The organism is Streptomyces sp. NPDC052023 (genome assembly GCF_044548465.1).
In the GTDB taxonomy this organism is placed as follows: Bacteria; Actinomycetota; Actinomycetes; order Streptomycetales; family Streptomycetaceae; genus Streptomyces.
This window is the reverse complement of the sequence record NZ_JBIUBW010000002.1, coordinates 590,114-610,414: the sequence shown is the minus strand read 5'-3', so window position 1 is coordinate 610,414 and position 20,301 is coordinate 590,114. Positions and strand designations below refer to the sequence as shown.

At 69.4% G+C, this 20,301-nt stretch carries 21 protein-coding genes and 1 tRNA gene; 12 read left to right on the top strand and 10 right to left on the bottom strand.

Features of this window, described 5'->3' with window-relative positions:
* Nucleotides 1-68: 68 nt before the first annotated feature.
* Nucleotides 69-1,070 (bottom strand): endonuclease III, encoded by a 1,002-nt coding sequence (nth, locus tag ACIHCM_RS06915; RefSeq protein WP_399890208.1) that lies wholly within the window; start codon nucleotides 1,068-1,070, stop codon nucleotides 69-71.
* A gap of 318 nt (nucleotides 1,071-1,388) precedes the next feature.
* Here nth and ACIHCM_RS06910 point away from each other — a divergent pair, with 318 nt between their 5' ends.
* Nucleotides 1,389-2,063, top strand: a complete 675-nt coding sequence (locus tag ACIHCM_RS06910) for a Crp/Fnr family transcriptional regulator (protein WP_393103765.1) — start codon at nucleotides 1,389-1,391, stop codon at nucleotides 2,061-2,063.
* Between the two features lie 39 nt (nucleotides 2,064-2,102).
* Here the strand turns inward: ACIHCM_RS06910 and ACIHCM_RS06905 are convergent, their stop codons facing one another.
* The 5 genes from ACIHCM_RS06905 to ACIHCM_RS06885 form a co-directional block, all read right to left on the bottom strand.
* The gene (locus ACIHCM_RS06905; protein ID WP_399890205.1) at nucleotides 2,103-2,567 is read right to left on the bottom strand and encodes an SRPBCC family protein; all 465 of its coding nucleotides are present in this window, start codon (nucleotides 2,565-2,567) and stop codon (nucleotides 2,103-2,105) included.
* A gap of 130 nt (nucleotides 2,568-2,697) precedes the next feature.
* On the bottom strand, nucleotides 2,698-3,528 hold the full coding sequence (locus tag ACIHCM_RS06900; protein ID WP_399890202.1) for an MBL fold metallo-hydrolase: 831 nt from the start codon (nucleotides 3,526-3,528) through the stop codon (nucleotides 2,698-2,700).
* Nucleotides 3,525-4,394 (bottom strand): NUDIX hydrolase, encoded by an 870-nt coding sequence (locus ACIHCM_RS06895; RefSeq protein ID WP_399890199.1) that lies wholly within the window; start codon nucleotides 4,392-4,394, stop codon nucleotides 3,525-3,527. The genes ACIHCM_RS06900 and ACIHCM_RS06895 overlap by 4 nt, the downstream gene beginning before the upstream one ends.
* A gap of 69 nt (nucleotides 4,395-4,463) precedes the next feature.
* The gene (locus ACIHCM_RS06890; protein WP_399890196.1) at nucleotides 4,464-4,931 is read right to left on the bottom strand and encodes a RidA family protein; all 468 of its coding nucleotides are present in this window, start codon (nucleotides 4,929-4,931) and stop codon (nucleotides 4,464-4,466) included.
* Nucleotides 4,928-5,089: a DUF4177 domain-containing protein gene (locus ACIHCM_RS06885; protein ID WP_003975360.1), complete on the bottom strand. Its 162-nt coding sequence runs from the start codon at nucleotides 5,087-5,089 to the stop codon at nucleotides 4,928-4,930. Before ACIHCM_RS06885 ends, ACIHCM_RS06890 begins: the two co-directional genes overlap by 4 nt.
* A 106-nt stretch (nucleotides 5,090-5,195) precedes the next feature.
* Between ACIHCM_RS06885 and ACIHCM_RS06880 the strand changes: the two genes are divergently transcribed.
* Both ACIHCM_RS06880 and ACIHCM_RS06875 read left to right on the top strand, forming a co-directional pair.
* Nucleotides 5,196-6,173 carry an ArsA family ATPase gene (locus ACIHCM_RS06880; RefSeq protein ID WP_399890193.1) on the top strand — a complete coding sequence of 326 codons (978 nt, stop codon included), beginning with the start codon at nucleotides 5,196-5,198 and terminating at the stop codon, nucleotides 6,171-6,173.
* The gene (locus ACIHCM_RS06875) at nucleotides 6,170-7,543 is read left to right on the top strand and encodes an ArsA family ATPase (protein WP_399890191.1); all 1,374 of its coding nucleotides are present in this window, start codon (nucleotides 6,170-6,172) and stop codon (nucleotides 7,541-7,543) included. Before ACIHCM_RS06880 ends, ACIHCM_RS06875 begins: the two co-directional genes overlap by 4 nt.
* A 74-nt stretch (nucleotides 7,544-7,617) precedes the next feature.
* Here the strand turns inward: ACIHCM_RS06875 and wblA are convergent, their stop codons facing one another.
* On the bottom strand, nucleotides 7,618-7,956 hold the full coding sequence (wblA, locus tag ACIHCM_RS06870; protein ID WP_196460922.1) for a transcriptional regulator WblA: 339 nt from the start codon (nucleotides 7,954-7,956) through the stop codon (nucleotides 7,618-7,620).
* Between the two features lie 418 nt (nucleotides 7,957-8,374).
* Between wblA and ACIHCM_RS06865 the strand changes: the two genes are divergently transcribed.
* Entirely contained in the window at nucleotides 8,375-10,675 is a 2,301-nt protein-coding gene (locus ACIHCM_RS06865; protein ID WP_399890187.1) for a transglycosylase domain-containing protein, read from the top strand.
* A gap of 146 nt (nucleotides 10,676-10,821) precedes the next feature.
* On the opposite strand, the gene ACIHCM_RS06860 is transcribed toward ACIHCM_RS06865, so the two are convergent.
* Nucleotides 10,822-11,286, bottom strand: a complete 465-nt coding sequence (locus ACIHCM_RS06860; RefSeq protein WP_399890184.1) for a GatB/YqeY domain-containing protein — start codon at nucleotides 11,284-11,286, stop codon at nucleotides 10,822-10,824.
* 94 nt (nucleotides 11,287-11,380) lie between these two features.
* Between ACIHCM_RS06860 and ACIHCM_RS06855 the strand changes: the two genes are divergently transcribed.
* From ACIHCM_RS06855 to ACIHCM_RS06820, 8 genes are all read left to right on the top strand, one after another.
* Complete coding sequence (locus tag ACIHCM_RS06855) at nucleotides 11,381-12,310, top strand: metallophosphoesterase (protein ID WP_399890181.1); 930 nt, start codon at nucleotides 11,381-11,383, stop codon at nucleotides 12,308-12,310.
* A gap of 199 nt (nucleotides 12,311-12,509) precedes the next feature.
* A complete protein-coding gene (locus ACIHCM_RS06850; RefSeq protein WP_399890178.1) occupies nucleotides 12,510-13,304 on the top strand; it encodes a Pr6Pr family membrane protein in 795 nt (264 codons plus the stop codon).
* A gap of 32 nt (nucleotides 13,305-13,336) precedes the next feature.
* Nucleotides 13,337-13,410, top strand: a tRNA-Pro gene (locus tag ACIHCM_RS06845).
* A gap of 243 nt (nucleotides 13,411-13,653) precedes the next feature.
* Nucleotides 13,654-14,343: a DUF488 family protein gene (locus ACIHCM_RS06840; protein WP_399890175.1), complete on the top strand. Its 690-nt coding sequence runs from the start codon at nucleotides 13,654-13,656 to the stop codon at nucleotides 14,341-14,343.
* A gap of 87 nt (nucleotides 14,344-14,430) precedes the next feature.
* Nucleotides 14,431-15,264, top strand: a complete 834-nt coding sequence (locus tag ACIHCM_RS06835; protein WP_399890173.1) for a hypothetical protein — start codon at nucleotides 14,431-14,433, stop codon at nucleotides 15,262-15,264.
* A gap of 287 nt (nucleotides 15,265-15,551) precedes the next feature.
* On the top strand, nucleotides 15,552-16,853 hold the full coding sequence (locus ACIHCM_RS06830) for a hypothetical protein (protein WP_399890170.1): 1,302 nt from the start codon (nucleotides 15,552-15,554) through the stop codon (nucleotides 16,851-16,853).
* A gap of 64 nt (nucleotides 16,854-16,917) precedes the next feature.
* Nucleotides 16,918-18,207, top strand: coding sequence for a NucA/NucB deoxyribonuclease domain-containing protein (locus ACIHCM_RS06825; protein WP_399890167.1), 1,290 nt, complete (start codon nucleotides 16,918-16,920; stop codon nucleotides 18,205-18,207).
* Nucleotides 18,208-18,224: 17 nt separating this feature from the next.
* Nucleotides 18,225-18,752 carry a hypothetical protein gene (locus ACIHCM_RS06820; RefSeq protein WP_399890163.1) on the top strand — a complete coding sequence of 176 codons (528 nt, stop codon included), beginning with the start codon at nucleotides 18,225-18,227 and terminating at the stop codon, nucleotides 18,750-18,752.
* Here the strand turns inward: ACIHCM_RS06820 and ACIHCM_RS06815 are convergent.
* Both ACIHCM_RS06815 and ACIHCM_RS06810 read right to left on the bottom strand, forming a co-directional pair.
* Nucleotides 18,710-19,966, bottom strand: coding sequence for an IS3 family transposase (locus ACIHCM_RS06815; RefSeq protein ID WP_399890161.1), 1,257 nt, complete (start codon nucleotides 19,964-19,966; stop codon nucleotides 18,710-18,712). The genes ACIHCM_RS06820 and ACIHCM_RS06815 overlap by 43 nt on opposite strands.
* Nucleotides 19,963-20,268 (bottom strand): transposase, encoded by a 306-nt coding sequence (locus ACIHCM_RS06810; RefSeq protein WP_399890158.1) that lies wholly within the window; start codon nucleotides 20,266-20,268, stop codon nucleotides 19,963-19,965. Before ACIHCM_RS06810 ends, ACIHCM_RS06815 begins: the two co-directional genes overlap by 4 nt.
* Nucleotides 20,269-20,301: the final 33 nt, after the last annotated feature.

Sequence of the window (20,301 nt, the reverse complement as noted above, 5' to 3'; positions counted from 1 at the left end):
TCCTGATGGGTCCAACGCCGCACCGCCCCGGGATCGTTCCTGGCCGGGCGGGCGCGTCACCGTGCCCGTCATCCGGCGCCCAGGGGCGGGGCCGGCTTGCCACCCGCGTCCAGATAGGCCTGCGGGGGCTTCAGACGCTGGCCGGGGAAGCCGCCCTTCTCGTACTTGAGCAGCTTCTTCGCCTTCTCCGGGTCCGTCTCGCCCTCGCCGTACGCCGGGCAGAGCGGGGCGATGGGGCAGGCGCCGCAGGCGGGTTTACGGGCGTGGCAGATGCGGCGGCCGTGCCAGATCACATGGTGCGACAGGTCCGTCCAGTCGCTCTTCGGGAAGAGCGTGCCGACGGCCGCCTCGATCTTGTCCGGGTCGCCCTCGTCGGTCCACTTCCAGCGCCGGACCAGCCGCTGGAAGTGCGTGTCCACCGTGATGCCGGGCCGGCCGAAGGCGTTGCCGAGCACGACGAAGGCGGTCTTGCGGCCTACGCCGGGCAGCTTGACGAGGTCTTCGAGCCTGCCCGGGACCTCACCGCCGAAGTCCTCCGTGAGGGCCTTGGACAGCCCCATCACCGACTTGGTCTTGGCCCGGAAGAAGCCGCACGGCCGGAGGATCTCCTCGACCACCTCGGCGTCGGCGGCGGCCAGGTCCTCCGGGGTCGGGTACTTCGCGAACAGGGCCGGGGTGGTCTGGTTGACGCGCAGGTCGGTGGTCTGGGCGGACAGGACCGTGGCGACCAGGAGCTGGAAGGGGTTCTCGAAGTCGAGCTCCGGGTGGGCGTACGGGTAGACCTCGGCGAGTTCGCGGTTGATCCGGCGGGCCCGGCGGACCAGGGCGGTACGGGACTCGCCGCTCGGCGCCGGCGCGGTGGTGACCGTCTTGGCGGGCGCCGCCTTCTGCACGGGAGCGGAGGTCTTCCCGGGCGCGACGGCGGGCTTCTTACGGCCGAGGGTGGCCTTCTTGACGGGGCCGGCGCTCTTGGCGGTCGCCTTCTTGGCCGGGGCGGCGCTCTTGGCGGTCGCCTTCTCGGCAGCTGCCGGCTGCGCGGCAGCCTTCTTCGACGCCGCCCGCTTCGTCACCTTTGCCGCTTTTTCTCCGCCGCCGGAATCCTGTTCGCCCACAGCGGAATCTCGACGTACAACCACCCGCGCAGCCCCCTAGGCGTGTGCTCTCACCGGCGTTTTGGACACCCGGCCAGCCTAAGCCCCGGCACCGACATCCGCCCCGGACCCTGAAGATCAGCGCCCAATTGGACCCCTGCCGCTTAACACCGGACACCGGTGCGGCATCCTTGTGACAGATCACACTGTTTGGACCGTCCGGCAAAATGGGCACCAGGGTGCCTTGGTACACCGGGGGAAGAAGCTCCCCTGAGCAGGTCGACAAGGAGAGAACTCGTGGACGACGTTCTGCGGCGCAATCCGCTCTTCGCGGCGCTCGACGACGAGCAGTCCGCGGAGCTGCGTGCCTCCATGAGTGAGGTGACCCTCGCGCGGGGTGACTCCCTGTTCCACGAGGGCGACCCGGGCGACCGGCTCTACGTCGTCACCGAGGGCAAGGTGAAGCTGCACCGCACTTCGCCGGACGGCCGCGAGAACATGCTGGCCGTGGTCGGCCCCAGCGAGCTCATCGGCGAGCTGTCGCTCTTCGACCCGGGCCCACGTACGGCGACCGCCACCGCGCTGACCGAGGTCAAGCTGCTCGGGCTCGGCCACGGTGACCTCCAGCCGTGGCTCAACGTCCGGCCCGAGGTCGCCACCGCGCTGCTGCGTGCCGTCGCCCGGCGACTGCGCAAGACCAACGACGCGATGTCCGACCTCGTCTTCTCGGACGTCCCCGGCCGTGTCGCACGTGCCCTGCTGGACCTGTCCCGCCGGTTCGGCGTGCAGTCCGAGGAGGGCATCCACGTCGTCCACGACCTCACGCAGGAGGAGCTGGCCCAGTTGGTCGGCGCGTCCCGCGAGACGGTCAACAAGGCACTGGCCGACTTCGCCCAGCGTGGCTGGCTGCGGCTGGAGGCACGCGCGGTGATCCTGCTGGACGTCGAGCGCCTCGCGAAGCGCTCGCGCTGACGCCGGGTCGCGCCCGTACGCGGCCGGGCAGCACCCGGATCAGGGCGCCGAGGCCCTGCTGAGCGGGCGCCGGCCCTCGCGTACCGCGATGCGGGCCAGCTTCGTCAGCATCATGCCGTTGCGGACCTTGACGACATAGTCCACGGGGAGCCCGTGCATCCGGATGCCTGGGCCGCGCAGGGGATGCCAGTCGAGGGTGAACAGGGTGGCGTCGCCCCAGGGGAGCAGGGTCATGGCGATCCGGGCCGCGCCGAACGGGTCGGCCCGCGCCTCCAGTTCGAGGCGGCGCTCCGGTTCGCAGATCCGGACGACGCAGGTGTCCTCGAGGGTCAGGGGACCGGCGCCGACGCGCACCTTGAGACGGGCGCCCACCTCGGGCCAGTGCGGGTCCACCCCGAGGACCTGCTGGGTACCCGTCACCCACTCCCCGTAGCGCCGGCCGTCGGACAGCAGGCCCCAGACCTCCGACGGCGGAGTGAGGATCAGACGGCGGTTACGGGCCACGCCGATCACGCTCCTTGCGGGGAGGGCAGCACATGCCCCCAGCGTGAGCGCGCCGCGGCGGGGACGCACCTCGGGCTGGAGGGCCCGTGGTTCGGATCCCGCGTGCGCGGCGTGATCCGAACGACGGGCCCTAGATGAGCCCGTGCTCCACCAGGTAGTCCAGCTGGGCCCGTACCGACAGCTCCGCCGCCGGCCACAGCGTGCGGTCCACGTCGGCGTACACATGGGCGACGATCTCGGACGCCGTGCGGTAGCCGTCCTCGACGGCCGTCTCGACCTGGGCGAGCCGGTGGGCGCGATGGGCGAGGTAGTACTCCACGGCGCCCTGGGCGTCCTCCAGGACCGGCCCGTGGCCCGGGAGGACCGTGTGGACGCCGTCGTCGACCGTGAGGGACCTCAAGCGCCGCAGGGAGTCCAGATAGTCGCCCAGACGGCCGTCCGGGTGCGCCACGACCGTCGTACCGCGCCCCAGGACCGTGTCGCCCGTCAGCACCGCCCGATCGGCCGGGAGGTGGAAGCTGAGCGAGTCGGCGGTGTGGCCCGGGGTCGGTACGACGCGCAGCTCCAGGCCGCCGGCCTTGACCACGTCCCCGGCGCCCAGCCCTTCGTCGCCCAGCCGCAGCGCCGGGTCCAGCGCCCGCACCTTGGTGCCGGTGAGCTCGGCGAAGCGGGCCGCGCCGGCCGCGTGGTCCGGGTGACCGTGGGTCAGCAGGGTCAGGGCGACGCGCTTGCCCGACCGTTCGGCGGTGTCGACGACGTTGCGCAGGTGCCCCTCGTCCAGCGGGCCCGGGTCGACCACGACGGCCACCGCCGAGCCGGGCTCGGACAGGAGCCAGGTGTTCGTGCCGTCCAGGGTCATCGCGGACGGGTTGGGCGCGAGGACGTTGACCGCGCGCGGGGTGGCCGGTCCGTTCAGGGCCCCGCCGCGGGGCTGGCCGGGCAGGGCGCTTGCGTCCGTCATGCGGGAGCTCCACCGGTCGGGATGTGCTTGGTGAACTCGTCGTGGCCCGGCCAGGAGAGGACGATCTCGTCGCCCTCCAGACGGGCCTGTGCCAGGACGGGGGTGAGATCGCGGCCCGGTGCCCCCGCGAGCGCGTCCGCGGCCGTCCCGTACGCCGTGAGCTGCCGCAGTGTCGCGATCGTGGGCGGCATCATCAGCAGCTCACCCTTGTCGTACGACGCCGCCGCCTCGGCCGGCCGGATCCACACCGTGCGGTCGGCTTCCGTCGAGGTGTTGCGGGTGCGCTGTCCCTCGGGGAGGCAGGCGACGAAGAACCAGGTGTCGTAGCGGCGTGCCTCGAACTCGGGGGTGATCCAGCGCGTCCAGGCACTCAGCAGGTCGGAGCGCAGCAGCAGACCGCGGCGGTCCAGGAACTCCGCGAAGGAGAAATCGCGCGCGACGAGGGCGGCGCGGTCGGCCTCCCAGTCCGGCCCGGTGGTGTCACCGACGACCGAGCCGGGGTCCGGCCCGGCCAGCAGCACGCCCGCCTCCTCGTACGTCTCCCGTACGGCCGCGCAGACGATCGCCTGGGCGGCCGTCTCGTCGACGCCGAGCCGGTTCGCCCACCACGCGCGCGTGGGGCCCGCCCAGCCGACGTGACGCTCGTCGTCGCGTGGGTCGACACCGCCGCCCGGGTACGCGTAGGCGCCCGCCGCGAAGGCCATGGAGGCACGGCGGCGCAGCATGTGGACGGCGGGGCCGGTGCCCGTGTCCTTGAGCAGCATGACCGTGGCCGCGCGCCGCGGGGTCACCGGGGTGAGGGAGCCCGCCGCCAGCGCGCGGATCCGGTCCGGCCACTCCGGGGGATACCACTGACCGTTCGCCATGGGCGCGAGGCTATCCCGTGGTGAGCGGATGTTCGAGAGGCAGTGATCGGCTCGCGGATCGCCTCGCCGCTACGGCTGGGCCAGCTCCACCTGGATCTCGACCTCCACGGGCGCGTCCAGCGGCAGCACCGCCACGCCCACCGCGCTGCGCGCGTGCACGCCCTTCTCTCCGAGGACCTCTCCGAGGAGCTCGCTCGCCCCGTTCACGACACCGGGCTGGCCGGTGAAGTCGGCGGCGGAGGCGACGAAGCCCACGACCTTCACCACGCGCGCGACGCGGTCCAGGTCGCCGGCGACGGACTTCACGGCCGCCAGCGCGTTCAGGGCGCAGACGCGGGCGAGGTCCTTGGCCTCCTCCGCGGTGACCTCCGCGCCCACCTTGCCGGTGACCGGGAGCTTGCCCTCCACCATCGGCAGCTGGCCGGCGGTGTAGACATAGGACCCGCTCTGCACGGCCGGCTGGTAGGCGGCCAGCGGCGGTACGACCTCCGGCAGCGTCAGGCCCAGCTCCGCGAGCCTCGCCTCGACCGCGCTCACGCCTGCTTCTCCCGCTTCAGGTAGGCCACCAGCTGCTCGGGGTTGTTCGGGCCGGGCACGACCTGGACGAGCTCCCAGCCGTCCTCGCCCCAGGTGTCCAGAATCTGCTTCGTGGCATGGACGAGCAGCGGCACGGTTGCGTATTCCCACTTGGTCATGGGCCGACTGTATCCGCTGGCGGAGGCGGTCATCACGGCCGACCGGAGTCACCGTTGTCCACAGGCCGCCGGTTGCTTTCCGCGCGAACTGGTTACGCTCGAAGACGTGAGCAGGCTCCAGGTCGTCAGCGGCAAGGGCGGGACCGGCAAGACGACGGTCGCCGCCGCCCTAGCGTTGGCTCTGGCCACCGAGGGGAAGCGGACGCTTCTCGTCGAGGTCGAGGGCCGACAGGGCATCGCACAGCTCTTCGAAACGGAGGCGCTGCCCTATGAGGAACGGAAGATCGCCGTCGCCCCGGGCGGTGGCGAGGTGTTCGCCCTCGCCATAGACCCCGAACTGGCCCTTCTGGAGTACCTCCAGATGTTCTACAAACTGGGGAGCGCCGGACGGGCCCTGAAGAAGCTCGGCGCGATCGACTTCGCCACCACCATCGCGCCCGGACTGCGCGACGTCCTGCTGACCGGCAAGGCGTGCGAGGCGGTCCGCCGCAAGGACCGGGCCGGCCGGTTCGTGTACGACTACGTCGTCATGGACGCCCCGCCCACGGGCCGGATCACGCGCTTCCTGAACGTCAACGACGAGGTCGCCGGCCTCGCGAAGATCGGCCCGATACACAATCAGGCGCAGGCCGTGATGCGGGTGCTGAAGTCCCGGGAGACGGCCGTCCACCTGGTGGCCCTCCTGGAGGAGATGCCCGTCCAGGAGACCGCGGACGGCATCGCCGAGCTGCGGTCGGCCAAGCTGCCGGTCGGCCGGGTGATCGTGAACATGGTGCGGCCGGAGGAGCTGGACGCCACCGACCTGGAACGTGTGCGGACGATGTCGCGCGCCGATCTGGCGCGGTCGCTGTCGGCCGCCGGGCTCGGCGGGGCCCGCCGCGGGCAGAACGCCGAGAAGCTGGTGGACCCGTTGCTCGCGCAGGCCGAGGAGTACGGCGAGCGGTATCTGCTGGAGCACGAACAGCGGGCCGTCCTGGCCGAGCTGGGCCTGCCGCTGCACGAACTGCCGCTGCTCGCGGAGGGCATGGACCTGGCGGGACTGTACGAACTGGCCACCGAGCTGCGGAAGCAGGGGATCTCATGAGTCCGGATGCCACGTCGGCGCACCACCGTCTCGCCCCTTCACGCGTGCTCGACATCGACCCGCTGCTGGACGACCCGAAGACCCGCATCGTGGTGTGCTGCGGCTCGGGCGGGGTCGGCAAGACCACCACGGCGGCGGCGCTGGGCCTGCGGGCCGCCGAGCGCGGCCGCAAGGTCGTCGTCCTCACCATCGACCCGGCGCGCCGGCTGGCGCAGTCCATGGGCATCGACTCGCTGGACAACACCCCGCGCCGGGTGAAGGGCGTCGAGGGCGACGGCGAGCTGCACGCCATGATGCTCGACATGAAGCGCACCTTCGACGAGATCGTCGAGGCGCACGCGGACCCCGAGCGGGCCGCCACGATCCTGGGCAACCCCTTCTACCAGTCGCTGTCCGCGGGCTTCGCCGGCACGCAGGAGTACATGGCGATGGAGAAGCTGGGCCAGCTGCGGGCCCGGGACGAGTGGGACCTGATCGTCGTGGACACGCCGCCCTCGCGGTCGGCACTGGACTTCCTGGACGCCCCCAAGCGGCTCGGGTCGTTCCTGGACGGCCGGCTGATCCGGCTGCTGACGGCACCGGCGAAGCTGGGCGGCCGGGCCGGGATGAAGTTTTTGAACGTCGGGATGTCGATGATGACCGGCACGCTGGGCAAGCTGCTCGGCGGTCAGTTGCTGAAGGACGTCCAGACGTTCGTGGCCGCGATGGACACCACGTTCGGTGGGTTCCGCACGCGCGCGGACGCGACGTACAAGCTGCTCCAGGCCCCCGGGACGGCGTTCCTGGTCGTGGCGGCCCCGGAGCGGGACGCGCTGCGGGAGGCCGCGTACTTCGTGAAGCGGCTGGCCGCGGAGGACATGCCGCTGGCGGGTCTGGTGCTCAACCGCGTCCACGGCAGCGGCGCCGACCGGCTGTCGGCCGAGCGCGCGCTCGCCGCCGCGGAAAATCTTGAAGAGCCCCGCATTGTGGATCAGGGGGACGGGAAAGCTGGACTTCGTAACTCTCCCGAAACGTATGGCAGTTCAGATGCACCTGCTTCCGAGGCACCGGCTCGCACCGAGGACTCCCCCGCCGCCACGGACCCTTCGGCCGCCACGGACGAGGACGACTCCCCCGTCGTCACGGACGAGGACACCTCGCAGCGCCACGTCGACCAGCTCACCGCGGGCCTGCTGAGGCTGCACGCGGAACGTATGCACCTCATCGCCCGCGAGCAGCGCACGCGTGACCGCTTCACCTCGCTGCACCCGGAGGTCGCGGTCGTCGAAGTGGCCGCACTGCCGGGCGATGTGCACGACCTGGTGGGACTGCGGGACATCGGGGACCGGCTCGCGGCCCACCGGCCGGAGCTGCCCGTCGACACCGTCTGAGGGCGGACCCTACGGGGACGTCCGTGGGCGGGCCCCCTCTCCGGGGGCGCCCGCGGCCTTCATCCCCGAAGCCCTCAGCTCACCGCCGCGAAGTTCTCGTACACCTCGTCGTCGTCGAGGGGCACCAGGCCGGCACCCCGCTCGTACTCCGTCCGCGCGGTCTCCAGGAGCCGGCGCCAGGAGGTGACGGTCGGGCGCCGGCGCAGCAGTGCGCGGCGTTCCCGCTCGGTCATTCCTCCCCACACGCCGAACTCGACGCGGTTGTCCAGCGCGTCGGCCAGGCATTCCGTGCGTACCGGACATCCGGTGCACACCGCCTTGGCCCTGTTCTGCGCTGCTCCTTGAACGAACAGTTCATCCGGATCGGTAGTGCGGCAGGCCGCCTGCGCACTCCAGTCGGTTACCCAGCCCATACCGGCGCCGTCCTCTCCCGAATCGAGGCTCCCCCACGGCGGCAGCGGCATATTCACCGCCGCCAGTTGAGGACGTTACGGAAGGTGGGCACAGCGCAACACCCCCAGCGGGCCCAATCTTGAATGGCCCGAACGGACTATGCGTAAGCGGCAGATCACCCGGGGGAGTGAGCCCGCGACATGCGCGGCCTTCCCGGCAATTCGGGACGGTTCAGTTGCGTCACAACGGACGCCCGGTGACACACAAGGCGGATTCGGGCACGCGTCCAACACGCCTCGGGGAAAAAGACCGAGAGGATCCGGAACGATTCGGGGTCGCCGGACGTATTGATACGTAGCCGCACTGCTGTGACAGTTGAGAGCAGCTTAGGCCAAGGCATATACGCGTGTCCGGCGAATGAGAACGTAGGCTGCCCTCATGCCAAAGAAGCGCTCGGGCGGTGGTCTGTCGCCAACGCAACAGGCCGCCAAGTTCCTCGGTGTCAGTGTGCTCGCGGGAGCCGTCATGGCCGGCATCGCGCTGCCCGCCGTCGGCGCGCTGGGCCTCGCCGCGAAGGGCTCGGTGGAGAGCTTCGACGAGCTCCCCGCCAACATGCGGACGCCACCGCTGAGCCAGCGGACCACCATCCTCGACTCGCGCGGCGACGACATCGCGACGGTCTACTCGCGCGACCGCACGGTGGTCGAGCTGAAGGACATCTCGCCGTTCATGCAGAAGGCGATCGTCGCGATCGAGGACTCGCGCTTCTACCAGCACGGCGCGGTCGACCTCAAGGGCGTCCTGCGCGCGCTGAACCGCAACGCGCAGAGCGGCGGCGTCGCCGAGGGCGCGTCCACGCTCACCCAGCAGTACGTCAAGAACGTCTTCGTGGAGGAGGCCGGCGACGACCCGACGAAGGTCGCCCAGGCCACCCAGCAGACCCTCGGCCGCAAGATCCGCGAACTGAAGTACGCGATCCAGGTCGAGGAGGAGCTCGGCAAGAAGAAGATCCTCGAGAACTACCTGAACATCACCTTCTTCGGCCAGCAGGCGTACGGCGTCGAGGCCGCCTCGCAGCGCTACTTCTCCAAGTCCGCCAAGGACCTCACCCTCCCGGAGGCGGCGCTCCTCGCGGGCATCGTCCAGTCCCCCAGCCGGTACGACCCGGTCAACGACGAGGCCGAGGCCACCAAGCGGCGCAACATCGTCCTGCAGCGCATGGTCGAGACCGGCGACATCTCCCAGGAGGACGCCGACCGGGCGATGCGGGTCCCGCTGGAGCTGAAGGTCAGCCGGCCGCAGAACGGCTGCATCACCTCCGTGCGGGGTGCCGCCTTCTTCTGCAAGTACGTCGAGAAGGTCTTCCTCAACGACCCGGTCTTCGGCAAGACCAAGGAGGAGCGGGCGAAGCTCTGGAACCAGGGCGGCCTGACCATCAAGACCACCCTCGACCCGCAGGCCCAGGAGTCGGTCCAGACCTCGCTCGCCGACCACGTCAACAAGGACGACCAGGTCGCCGCCGCGACCACCCTGGTCGAACCCGGCACCGGCAAGATCCTCGCCATGGGCCAGTCGAAGCCCTACGGCTACAACAAGAACGAGACGGAGTACAACTACTCGGTCGACTCCGCCTGGGGCGGCTCGAACTACGGCTTCCCGACCGGCTCGACGTTCAAGCCGTTCGTCGCGGCGGCCGCGCTGGAAGAGGGCAGGCCGCCCACGCAGGAGTACTCCTCGCCGTACGAGATGGACTACCCGAGCCCGGTACAGACGTGTTCCGGCAAGCCGTGGGTGAACGTCGGCGCGAAGAAGGAGACGGTCGAGAACGAGGACGAGTCCGAGGTCGGGCCGTACCGGCTGAAGGAGGCGACGGCCAAGTCGGTCAACACCTACTTCGTGCAGATGATCTCCGACATCGGCCTCTGCCCGGTCGCCAAGATGACCGACAAGCTGCACGTGGTGCAGGGCAACGGCGACAAGCTGCCCGAGGTGCCCTCGATCGCCCTGGGCTCCAAGGGCATCTCCCCGCTGACCATGGCGAGCGCCTACGCCGCCTTCGCCTCGCGCGGGATGTACTGCTCGCCGGTCGCCATCGAGTCGATCTCGCAGAAGATCGGCAACCAGGAGAAGTCGCTCCAGGTGCCGAAGTCGACCTGCTCACGGGCCATGTCCGAGAAGACCGCCGACACCATCAACGAACTGCTGGGCGGTGTGATCGACTCCGGTACGGGCCAGGAGGCGGGCCTCACCGACCGTGACAGCGCCGGCAAGACGGGTACGACGGACGAGCGCAGGAACGCCTGGTTCGTCGGCTACACGCCCAACCTGGCGGGCGCCGTCTGGGTCGGCAGCGCCACCCAGCAGGTCAAGATGGAGGCCATCAGCATCGGCGGCGTCTGGCACGACAAGGTCTACGGCGGCCGCGTGCCCGGCCCGATCTGGCGCGACGCCATGACCGGCGCCCTGTCGGGCAAGGAGGCGGCGTCCTTCAACCCCGTGCACATCCCGGACCCCGAGGACCGCGACCGCGAGGACGGCGGCCGTGACCGCGGCGGCAACAACGACAACGGCAACGGCGACGACAACGGCGGCCTGATCGAGGGGCTGATCGGCGGGAACCGCGGTGGCAACGACGGCGGGACGTTCCCGGACCCCTCGTTCTCGATCCCCGAGGGCTGGATCCGCGGCGGTGACAACGGCGGCGGCAACGGGAACGGGAACGGCGGGAACTTCCCGTAGGCGCAGCCGTACGTAACGGTGGTACGCCGATGGGGGCGCCCTTCTGAGGAAGGGCGCCCCCATCGGCGTACGGGTCGGCCGTGGGAGGCGGCCGTTCGGCTGGGTGCGGCCTCAATCTGCGAGGAGCCTCAGCCCGGTGAGGAGCTTCAGCTCGCGAGGAGCTTCTTCACCGCCGCGGCGACGCGGCCGCCCTCCGCCTGGCCGGCGACCTTGGGGTTCACGATCTTCATGACCGCGCCCATGGCCCGCGGCCCCTCCGCACCGGCCGCCCTGGCCTCTTCGACGGCCTGGGCGACGATCGCGTCCAGCTCCTCGTCGGACATCTGCTTCGGCAGGTACGTCGCCAGCACCTCGCCCTCCGCCTTCTCCCGCTCGGCCGACTCGGCACGACCACCCTGCGCGAAGGCGTCCGCGGCCTCGCGCCGCTTCTTGGCCTCCTTGGTGATCACCTTCAGGACCTCGTCGTCGGAGAGCTCGCGCTTCTCCTTGCCCGCGACCTCCTCCTTCTGGATCGCGGCGAGCGTCAGCCGGAGCGTCGAGGAGCGGAGCTCGTCGCGCTCCTTGATCGCGGCGTTGAGGTCTTCCTGCAGCTTCGACTTGAGCGTGGTCATGACGTCGATTGTCGCAGGTGTGCACGGCCGGACGCCCGTTGATTTAAGGGGCGGTCGGCCGCGGGGGTGCGAGGGGGTCTGACACGATGGGCGTATGCGCGCGCGATACGGAGTACCCCTCGGCATCACGGCGGTCGCGGCCGCCGGTCTCCTCTACTCGGCCGGGTTCGAGGCCCGTTCCTTCCGCCTGCGACGGATCACCGTCCCCGTGCTGCCCCCGGGCATGCACCCGATGCGTGTGCTGCACGTCTCCGACATCCACATGGTCGGCGGCCAGCGCAAGAAGCAGCGCTGGCTGCGCTCGCTGGCGGGCCTGCGCCCCGACTTCGTGATCAACACGGGTGACAACCTCTCCGACCCGGAAGGCGTGCCGGAGGTGCTGGACGCCCTGGGCCCCCTGATGGAGTTCCCGGGCGCGTACGTCTTCGGCTCCAACGACTACTACGGCCCCAAGCTGCGCAACCCCGCCCGCTACCTGTTCGAGAAGGCCCAGGGCCGCCACGGCCTGAACGGCAACGCGCCCGCGGTCGACGTCGTCCACAACCCGTGGGAGGACCTGCGGGACGGTTTCGACGCCGCGGGCTGGCTGAACCTCACGAACACCCGGGGCCTGCTCAAGATCGACGGCGCCTCGGTGGAGATGACGGGCGTGGACGACCCGCACATCAAGCGGGACCGCTACGTGCGGGTGGCGGGCGGCCCGTCGGCCGACGCGGACTTCTCGATGGGCGTGGTGCACGCGCCGTACCTGCGCAGCCTCGACGCCTTCACGGCCGACGGCTACCCCCTGATCCTGGCCGGCCACACCCACGGCGGGCAGCTCTGCGTCCCCTTCTACGGTGCCCTCGTCACCAACTGCGACCTGGACACGGAGCGGGTGAAGGGCCTGTCGACGCACACATCCGAGGGCCGGACGTCCTACATGCACGTGTCGGCGGGCTGCGGCACGAACCGGTACACCCCGCTACGGTTCGCCTGTCCGCCGGAGGCTACGTTGCTGACGCTGGTGGCGCGGGAGCAGTGAGTACGTCGCTGCCGGGGGCCACGTAGGGGTGGCCCCCGCGGCCGGGTGAACGAGCAGAACACCAGGTCGGCGCACGGGTCGACGCGCATGGTGACGCACCGGGCGACCCACCCCGCCGACCCGAATCGGGATGGGCGCGCCGTCACCCGCACAGCCCACCCGCAATGCCCCATTTGCCCGACATGCTTAGCGTGAGGGCATGACCGCCCCGATACCGAGGGACATCCCGGACCTCCCCGCGATCCCGGGCATGCCCGCGCTGCTGCCCTCGCCGGTCCCCGCCACCGCGGTGGTACCCCCCGTACGCCGCCCCCTGACCGCCGTCTTCCGCCTCCTCACCGCGCTGACGGCGGCGGCCGGCGTCACGATCTTCCTGCTCCTCGGCAGCCCCCTGCGGGTACTGAGCTACTTCACGATCCAGAGCAGCGTCCTGCTCGCCCTCGTCCTCACCGCCTCGGCCCGCCGCGCCTGGACGGCCCGCCGCCCGCTGCGCTCCTCACTGACGGGCGCCGCGCTCCTGTACGTGGTGGTCGCGGCCCTGGTCCACCACCTGCTCCTGGCGAACGCGTCGAGCCCCTACGCGATGACCAGCACGATGACGGGTGACGCGACCCCGGCGCTGCTCCAGACCATCGCCGATCACGCCCTCCACACGGCGGTCCCGATCGCGGCCGTCCTCGACTGGCTGCTCCTCACCCCCTCCGGCCGCCTGCACCTCCGCCAGGCCAGCGGCTGGCTCCTGTACCCCATGGCCTACCTGGCCTTCTCCTTCATCCGGGGCGAGTACCTGCTCCCCGGCACGCCGGGCCACTACCTCTACCCCTTCCTCGACGTCGACCAGCACGGCTACAAGAGTGTCCTGGGCAACGCCCTCCTCCTGGGCCTGTCCATCTACGCCCTGGCCGTCCTCCTGGTCGCCCTCGACCACGCCCGCCCGAACCCCGTCCGCCGCCACGGGAAAACCGGATTTCGTCTCCGGCCACCAGTGGGCTAAAGTAAACGTCGTCGCCGCGACAGCAGCGGCATCGGGGTGTAGCGCAGCTTGGCAGCGCGCTTCGTTCGGGACGAAGAGGTCGTGGGTTCAAATCCCGCCACCCCGACAGCCAAGTACCAGGTCAGGGGCCTGATCCGCTTAGCGGGTCGGGCCCCTGAGTGGTTCCTGGAGATCGCTTGGGAGAAATCTGGGAGAAGATCTTGGTCGGCTTCTCCCAGGAGCAGTCTCCAGTGCCGCAGGAAGAGCGGCGCCTACGCGCCCTCGAACCTGCGCGTTCGCGAATCCAGGGCTCGTAGCTGACCAGGAACACCGCGGCGGGCCGCCCCAACGGTCGTTAGGAACACCGCACATGGCAGGTCATCGCTCAGCGCCTCCCCACGACCACGCCCGTGCGCTCGCCCAGCGGGTACGTGCGTTGCGGGAGGACCGCGGGTGGACACGTGAACGGCTGGCCAAGGAGGCAGGCATCGCCGTCGGGACGCTGGGCCGCCTGGAGAGCGAGGGAGCGATCCAGTCAGGCTTCTTCACCGTCGGCGCGGTGGCCAAGGCTCTTGCGGTCTCCCTTGATGATCTGTTCCAGGCAGCCCAGGTCCCGCCCGTCACACCCGGTCTCTGGTCAGCCGGATACGAAGGGCGGGACATCGACTCGTTCGTCGCCTCGCTCGTCGACAGCCGCATCGGTGTCGTGGCGGACGTACGGCTCACCCCGATCAGCCGTAAGAAGGGCTTCAGCAAGACCCGCCTCGGGGAGGCTCTGACCGAAGCCGGCATCGAGTACACGCACCTGCGTGGCCTGGGCAATCCGAAGGACAACCGGGAGCCCTTCTGGGACGGCCGCGTCGAGGTGGGACGGGCGCGCTTCCGTGGCCTGCTGCAGTCCGAAGAGGCCCAGGCGGATCTTGACCGCCTCGCAGAGCATGCCCGAGCGTCGCGGGTCGCGGTGCTGTGTTTCGAGAAGGACGAGAGCCGCTGTCACCGGCAGGTCGTCCTGGAGACGGTCCGAGGCCGGGTCTCGGTCCCGGTGAATCCTCTGGCCTGACTTCGCCCCGGCTTTCACACGCGCCCTTGCCAGCGGTGCATGCCTCTCTTCCCATCAGATCGGGGAGACCGATGGAGGGGGCACGCCATGGCGTCGTCGGCATTCGGGAAACGGCAGCGCGCACGGATCATGATCACTGTCAAGACGTATCCGGAGCTGTCCAACAAGTACCGCGAGACCAGCTGTGTGGCCGGCATACGCCTGGACCAGGGCGAGCCGCGGCACGTACGGCTCTTCCCGGTGCCCTTCCGGCTCCTGAGCGAGGACGCCCAGTTCTCCAAGTACTCGATCATCGAAGTCGACGTCGAACCGCACCGCTCCGAGCGGGACTCCCGCCCGGAGAGTCTCCGGGCCGATCTCGACACGTTGGAGATCGTGGGTGAGGTGCCGTCCGACGGCGGCTGGACGAAGCGGTATCGGCATGTGGAGCCGCTGGTCGCCCCGTCGCTCTGTGCCATCAAGCGCGATCAGGAGAAACGAGGAACATCCCTCGGCGTCTTCCAGCCCGCCGAGATCACCCGCTTCCGACTGGAGCCTGCCGAGCCCTGGTCCGTCTCCAAGGCCTCCCTGGCCGACCAACTCGACCTGTTCGAGCAGGAACTGAATCCGCTGGAGTGGGTGCCGCTCGACCTCCGCTACAGCTTCCGCTGCGCCGACGACGGCTGTCCGACCCACGACATGGGGCTGAAGGACTGGGAGGCCGGCCAGTCGTACCGCAAGTTCCTGCGGAAGTACGGAGAGCGCGGTGTCCGTGAGGCACTGCGCGAGACTTGGTACGACCGGATGTGCGCCCCGAACCGCGCCGTCCACTTCTTCGTCGGCAACATCGCGGCCCATCCCAAGACCTTCATGCTGCTGGCCGTCTTCTACCCGGAGCGGAAGGTCGTCGAGTATGTGCAGGGCAGTCTGTTCGGTGAGTGACGCGCTCCTGCCCGAGATTCAGGCGGACTTCAGGAGCCCCGTCGGCAACTGCTGACACGGCGCACCCTCGGCCGCTGACCACGGACCATGCGGACCCGTTCCAAGCGACGTCCCTCGTCCCCGCGTAGGTACCAGTGCGCGACAACAGACGTGGCAGTGATCACACGTACAGACTCGGTCAACTTGCCTTATACGCATACGAGTCGAAGAAGGATCACCTGTAGGTTCCCTGTGACCATTCCTGACCGTTTCTAGGGGGAACCTTGTCGCGTTCGCGCGCGAGATTCTTGGCTTCGGCGTGCGCCGGGGTCACCGCACTCACTGTTCTCGGCACCGCTCCTTCGGCGAGTGCCGCCGCACCCAAGGAAGCCTGCACCGGCCTCTACAACGCCCGCATCACCTTCTGGGCGATGACGTGCAGCCAGCCGGGCGAGCCGATGATCGGCGGCTTCGCCACCTGGCGCAACATACCGATCACCTTCGATCAGGTCGACACCGGCTCGGCGACCGTGCAGGTGGCCAACTACCTGCGTGTCAGCCCGAACACGTCGAGCAGTCCGCTGGCTCCCAACATCGAGATCGGCCTGTACGCGGAGAAGACGGGGAAGACCACCCACACCTACGGGCCGCGCTGGTCGGAGCTGACCACCAGCGGCGGTCGCACGACAGCCATCAAGGCCGGGGTCAACCCAACCAAGCCGGACAAGCGCAACCACACCTACATGACCGTCCGTCAGGACAGCGGTAACCAGTGGGACGTGCTCTACGACTTCAACAAGGTCGGCTCCACCACCAAGCAGCTCAAAGTGATCGGCGGCAATACCAACCGCATCGACGTGGGTCTTGAGGTGACCGGGCCGAAGTACATCAACGTCCCCTCGATCGCGAACCGTATGCAGTTCATGACCGGGAACAAGGCGTGGCAGCAGGTGGCGACGGGGAATGTGGCCAAGTCCGTCACGCTTCCCGTGTGCAGCACGACCCACAAGCCGCCGAGTTGCTTCACCACCAAGCTGACCGACAACAGCAAGTTCACCCAGTGGACGGTGAGCAAGCCGCGCCGACAGGCCGCCGCCGTAGCCTCCCCGGCTTCCGCGCTCGCTGCCCCGGCGCGCGCCCAGGGCGCGCCCGATCAGCCCGTCACGTTCAACGGCGTGGACCAGCAGGCGCTCCAAGCCTGCCTGGAGAACGACCCCGACAGCTGCCTGGCCACCGTGCCCGGCCTGTCGGAGTGCGTCGTCACCGTGCGGGTCTGCAACGCCGCCGCTCTGCCGTCCGGCGGGGCATCGGAAGACGCCGCAGCCGACGCAGACGTGTCGGCCTCCGACATCCGCGCCCAGGCCGCAGCCGCCTTCGACGTCCCAGGCGACGCCCTCGCTGTCGAGCCGCCCGCTTCACCCGCTGCGCTGAAGACTCGCTCGAACGCCGCCGTCGGCAGCGGGGACGCCGCCTGGACGGTGACCTCCACCAGCTCCACTCCCGGGCTGCAGCGCACCGACCGCCGCTTCGACGGGTTCACCGCCCGCTACTCCGCACACACCGGCGCACTGCAGGAGGCGTGCTGGGGCGATCTCTGCGACGCCTCGTGACCACCGACATCACGACATGCCGCAGACAGCCCACCGCTTCCTCACGCCCGCAAGGAATCCACTGGTGAACATACGCACCGTACTCATACGTCTCGCCGGCGCCACCGCCACCACGGCGGCCCTGACCTTGCTCACCGCGGCCACGACCACCGCCACGCACGCAGCCTCAGCCCTCAACGACCCGGCCCCCGAGGGCACGGTGTTCGTTGACGCCGCCTCACTCCCCGCCGACGAGCTGCACGGCCTCGACCAGCCCGTCCCGTACGCCGAATACGCCGGATCCCACGGATCGAAGTCCGTGACGCGGCAGGCGGCGGCCGACCCGACTCCCGGCGATCAACAGGATCTGCGTCAGCAGTGCGCGAGCCACGCGGCGCAGGCCAAGGCCGCCACCGGATGGATCAAGTCCCGCTTCGAAAGCTGCCAGAAGCGCCCCTTCGACCTGGTCCTGCGGGACGTCAGGGGCACCACCACGCTCGGCCGCCTCTGGTTCGACCAATGGGTCCTCGGCTTCGCCTACGACGGCAGCCGACGCGTCGACTACGTCGCCAGCATCGAGAACATACGCGTCCAGCCAATACCCACCGAAGACGCCACCAAGTGGCGCCTCGGCCAGCACTTCCACCACAGTGTCAACGCATCCACCAGCGACCCGGACCCCCAGGTGCCCGCGCCGCAGACCACGGACCGCGACGAACTTCTCGGCGTATGGGACACCAAGCCCCACTGGAGCCTCACCTACACCTCCCCGGACAAGGGCGCCCTGTTCGACCAGGGCAATCAGCAGCGCGTCTTCTCGACCGTCGCGATGGACCTGAGCGCCAGCTCCCCCAACTCCGCGCCCTTCACCGGAGGGAGCAACGTCTACAACTCCAGTGTCCGCTACGACTACGCAGGAAAGATCGCGGGCAAGTTCAAGGGCACGGTCTTCACCAAGGCCCGCGTGGAACTCGTGATGAGCCAGAAGGACCCGGCGGTCAACGAAAGCGCCCTGCACATCTACGACGCCTTGAACCGCCCCGAGCGGACCTTCCCCTCCTGGCCCGGCAAGAGCGTTCCAGGGGCGAAGGAACCGCTGCACCGTCTGGTCGACAAGGAGAAACAGAAGAAGAACCGCGCCCGTTCGATCAAGGAATGCGAGAAGGTGTGGGGCGACTACAAGGGAACCGACCTGCAGTGCGACGAGTACCCCTTCGCCTCCACGAAGGAAGGTTCCACCAAGGGCGACAACCGCTTCTCCGTCCGGCTGATCGACGGCGACGACAATGAGACCGGCGGTCGCAGGCTCGACCAGATGTACACCCTCAACCGGATCCTCGACGGTGACGCCTTCTACATGAAGATCGCCAACTAGCAGAAGGGCAGCGGCTCATGGCGCTCCTCGCCGAATACAGCTGCAAGGCCACACCGGCCCGCCGTGTCGTGGAGGTGTACGACGCCGACGCCTACCTGAGCGACGACGAGGCCATGGCTGCTGCCCGCAGACAGGTGGTGGCCGGGAATGGCTACCACCTGTACATCCGCAGTCTGCAACCCGACATCGACGTCGAGGTCACCATCCGTGTCTGGGACACCCCGCCAGCCTCGCCCGCCGACGCGGAAGGCCAAGTCCCCGTGAGTATCGAGTCCGAAACCGGCATCCTCGTCGTCAACCAGCTCGAGTACGGGCCTGCGGGAGAAATGACCCTGCCCCGCCCCGGCGTGTACGAAGGCCACGCCTGGTGGGAAGGCCGCCAGGCGACCGCCGATTACTACGAGAGCAGCCTCGACCACCCCACGGACGACACCTTCGAAGACCACCTCACCCAGGCATGGAACAACTGCCCTGTCACCGAACGCTACGTCCTCGACCTCGCCTACATCCGCGAACCCGAACCCGTCGATGAAGACGACCTCTGAAATCCGTCCGTGCCGGCGTGACAGCCGCATCGAAAGACCCGCCTCGATGTCTGCGAACGCTGGCATGATGCGCGCGCATGGGAACCAGAGACGACAGTGACGAGGCATACGTAGTCGGCTTGTGCAACCAGTTGCTCGGCGAGACGGCCTTGACCCAGCACAAGTTCGACTGGCTGCAGGGCGACCCCGGGACGGGCGGCCGACGGGCCAAACTGCCGGTCGACGCCTACTGGCCCGGCCACCAACTCGTGGTCGAGTACCGGGAACTCCAGCACGACCAGCCCATATCCCACTTCGACAAGCCCGACAGGCTCACCATCAGCGGCGTCCATCGGGGCGAGCAGCGGGCGCTGTACGACGCCCGGCGTGATACGGAGATTCCCGCGCACGGACTGCGGCTGATCGTGATCCGTCCGGCCGACCTCGACGCGGACAGTCGCGGACGGCTCCGCCGTAACCGAAAGACGGACCTGGCTGCGCTGAAGAAGATCCTGGTTGAGCAGCGCGAAGAAGCTCTCGGCGGCAGCATTGTCATAGCACGAGCCGGTTCGGCCCATGCTCTGCCGTAGCCCCAACCGGCTTATCTCACGGCGGAGTTCGTCGGAGGTGTACTCCGATCCGCGGTCCGAGGGCACGATGCAGCCGGAATCGAGCCGGTCGCGCCCGGCGGCCATCGTCAGCGCGTTGACGACCAGGGAGGCGCGGTGGTGGTCGGCCATCGAGTAGCCGACGATCTCGCGGGTGGCCAGGTCCAGCCAGGTCGCCAGATACAGCCAGCCCTCGTCGGTGGCGATGAAGGTGATGTCCCCGACGAGTTTCCGGCCCGGCGCGTCGGCCGTGAAGTCGCGGCCGATCAGGTCCGCGGCAGGCACCGCCCTCTTCGCCGGACGGGTCAGCGACTGGCGCTTGCGCCGGGTGACCCCGGTGATGCCGCGCTCACGCATGATCCGCTCCACCCGCTTGCGGTTGACCCGCCGGTCCAGCCTGCGCAGCTCGGCATGGATGCGCGGCACTCCGTAGGTGTGCCTGGAGGCGATGTGCAAGACGGTGATCTCGTGGGCCAGGGCGTCGTCGGCGGCCCGGCGGGCGGCGCGAGCCTGCTCGCCGGCCAGCCAGGAATAGAACGAGGACCGCGCGATCTTCAGCAGCCGGCACAGCAGAGCGACTCCATGGGTGGTCTTCTCCGCCTCGATGAACGCGTACACGTCGTTCATCGATCGCTCTCCTTCGCGAAGAAGACCGCCGCTTTTCGCAGCACCTCGATCGTCTCGGCCTGCTCACGGTTCTGCCGCCGCAGCCGGCGCAGTTCTTCCCGCTCCGCGCTCGTCAGCTCGCCCGGTGCCCCCTGACCGCGCTCGATCGCGTCCCGCTTGACCCAGTTCCGCAGGCCCTCGGCACTGACCCCGATCTCCCGGGCCACCTCGGTGACGGTCCTGCCAGAGGACCGGACCAGCGCGACCGCGTCGCGCTTGAACTCCTCCGTATACCGCCTGCTGCGGTTGCTCTTGCTTCCCACCCGGCCACTACTTCCTCTGGAACCTCAGGTCCC

Excerpts from the sequence above, each read along its gene's own strand:
- ACIHCM_RS06815 (WP_399890161.1), bottom strand. The coding sequence starts at position 19,966 with ATGAACGACGTGTACGCGTTCATCGAGGCGGAGAAGACCACCCATGGA.
- ACIHCM_RS06820 (WP_399890163.1), top strand. The coding sequence starts at position 18,225 with ATGGCGCTCCTCGCCGAATACAGCTGCAAGGCCACACCGGCCCGCCGT.
- wblA (WP_196460922.1), bottom strand. The coding sequence starts at position 7,956 with ATGGGCTGGGTAACCGACTGGAGTGCGCAGGCGGCCTGCCGCACTACC.
- ACIHCM_RS06850 (WP_399890178.1), top strand. The coding sequence starts at position 12,510 with ATGACCGCCCCGATACCGAGGGACATCCCGGACCTCCCCGCGATCCCG.
- ACIHCM_RS06855 (WP_399890181.1), top strand. The coding sequence starts at position 11,381 with ATGCGCGCGCGATACGGAGTACCCCTCGGCATCACGGCGGTCGCGGCC.
- ACIHCM_RS06865 (WP_399890187.1), top strand. The coding sequence starts at position 8,375 with ATGCCAAAGAAGCGCTCGGGCGGTGGTCTGTCGCCAACGCAACAGGCC.
- ACIHCM_RS06895 (WP_399890199.1), bottom strand. The coding sequence starts at position 4,394 with ATGGCGAACGGTCAGTGGTATCCCCCGGAGTGGCCGGACCGGATCCGC.
- ACIHCM_RS06875 (WP_399890191.1), top strand. The coding sequence starts at position 6,170 with ATGAGTCCGGATGCCACGTCGGCGCACCACCGTCTCGCCCCTTCACGC.
- ACIHCM_RS06885 (WP_003975360.1), bottom strand. The coding sequence starts at position 5,089 with ATGACCAAGTGGGAATACGCAACCGTGCCGCTGCTCGTCCATGCCACG.
- ACIHCM_RS06860 (WP_399890184.1), bottom strand. The coding sequence starts at position 11,286 with ATGACCACGCTCAAGTCGAAGCTGCAGGAAGACCTCAACGCCGCGATC.
- ACIHCM_RS06835 (WP_399890173.1), top strand. The coding sequence starts at position 14,431 with ATGGCGTCGTCGGCATTCGGGAAACGGCAGCGCGCACGGATCATGATC.
- ACIHCM_RS06840 (WP_399890175.1), top strand. The coding sequence starts at position 13,654 with ATGGCAGGTCATCGCTCAGCGCCTCCCCACGACCACGCCCGTGCGCTC.
- ACIHCM_RS06900 (WP_399890202.1), bottom strand. The coding sequence starts at position 3,528 with ATGACGGACGCAAGCGCCCTGCCCGGCCAGCCCCGCGGCGGGGCCCTG.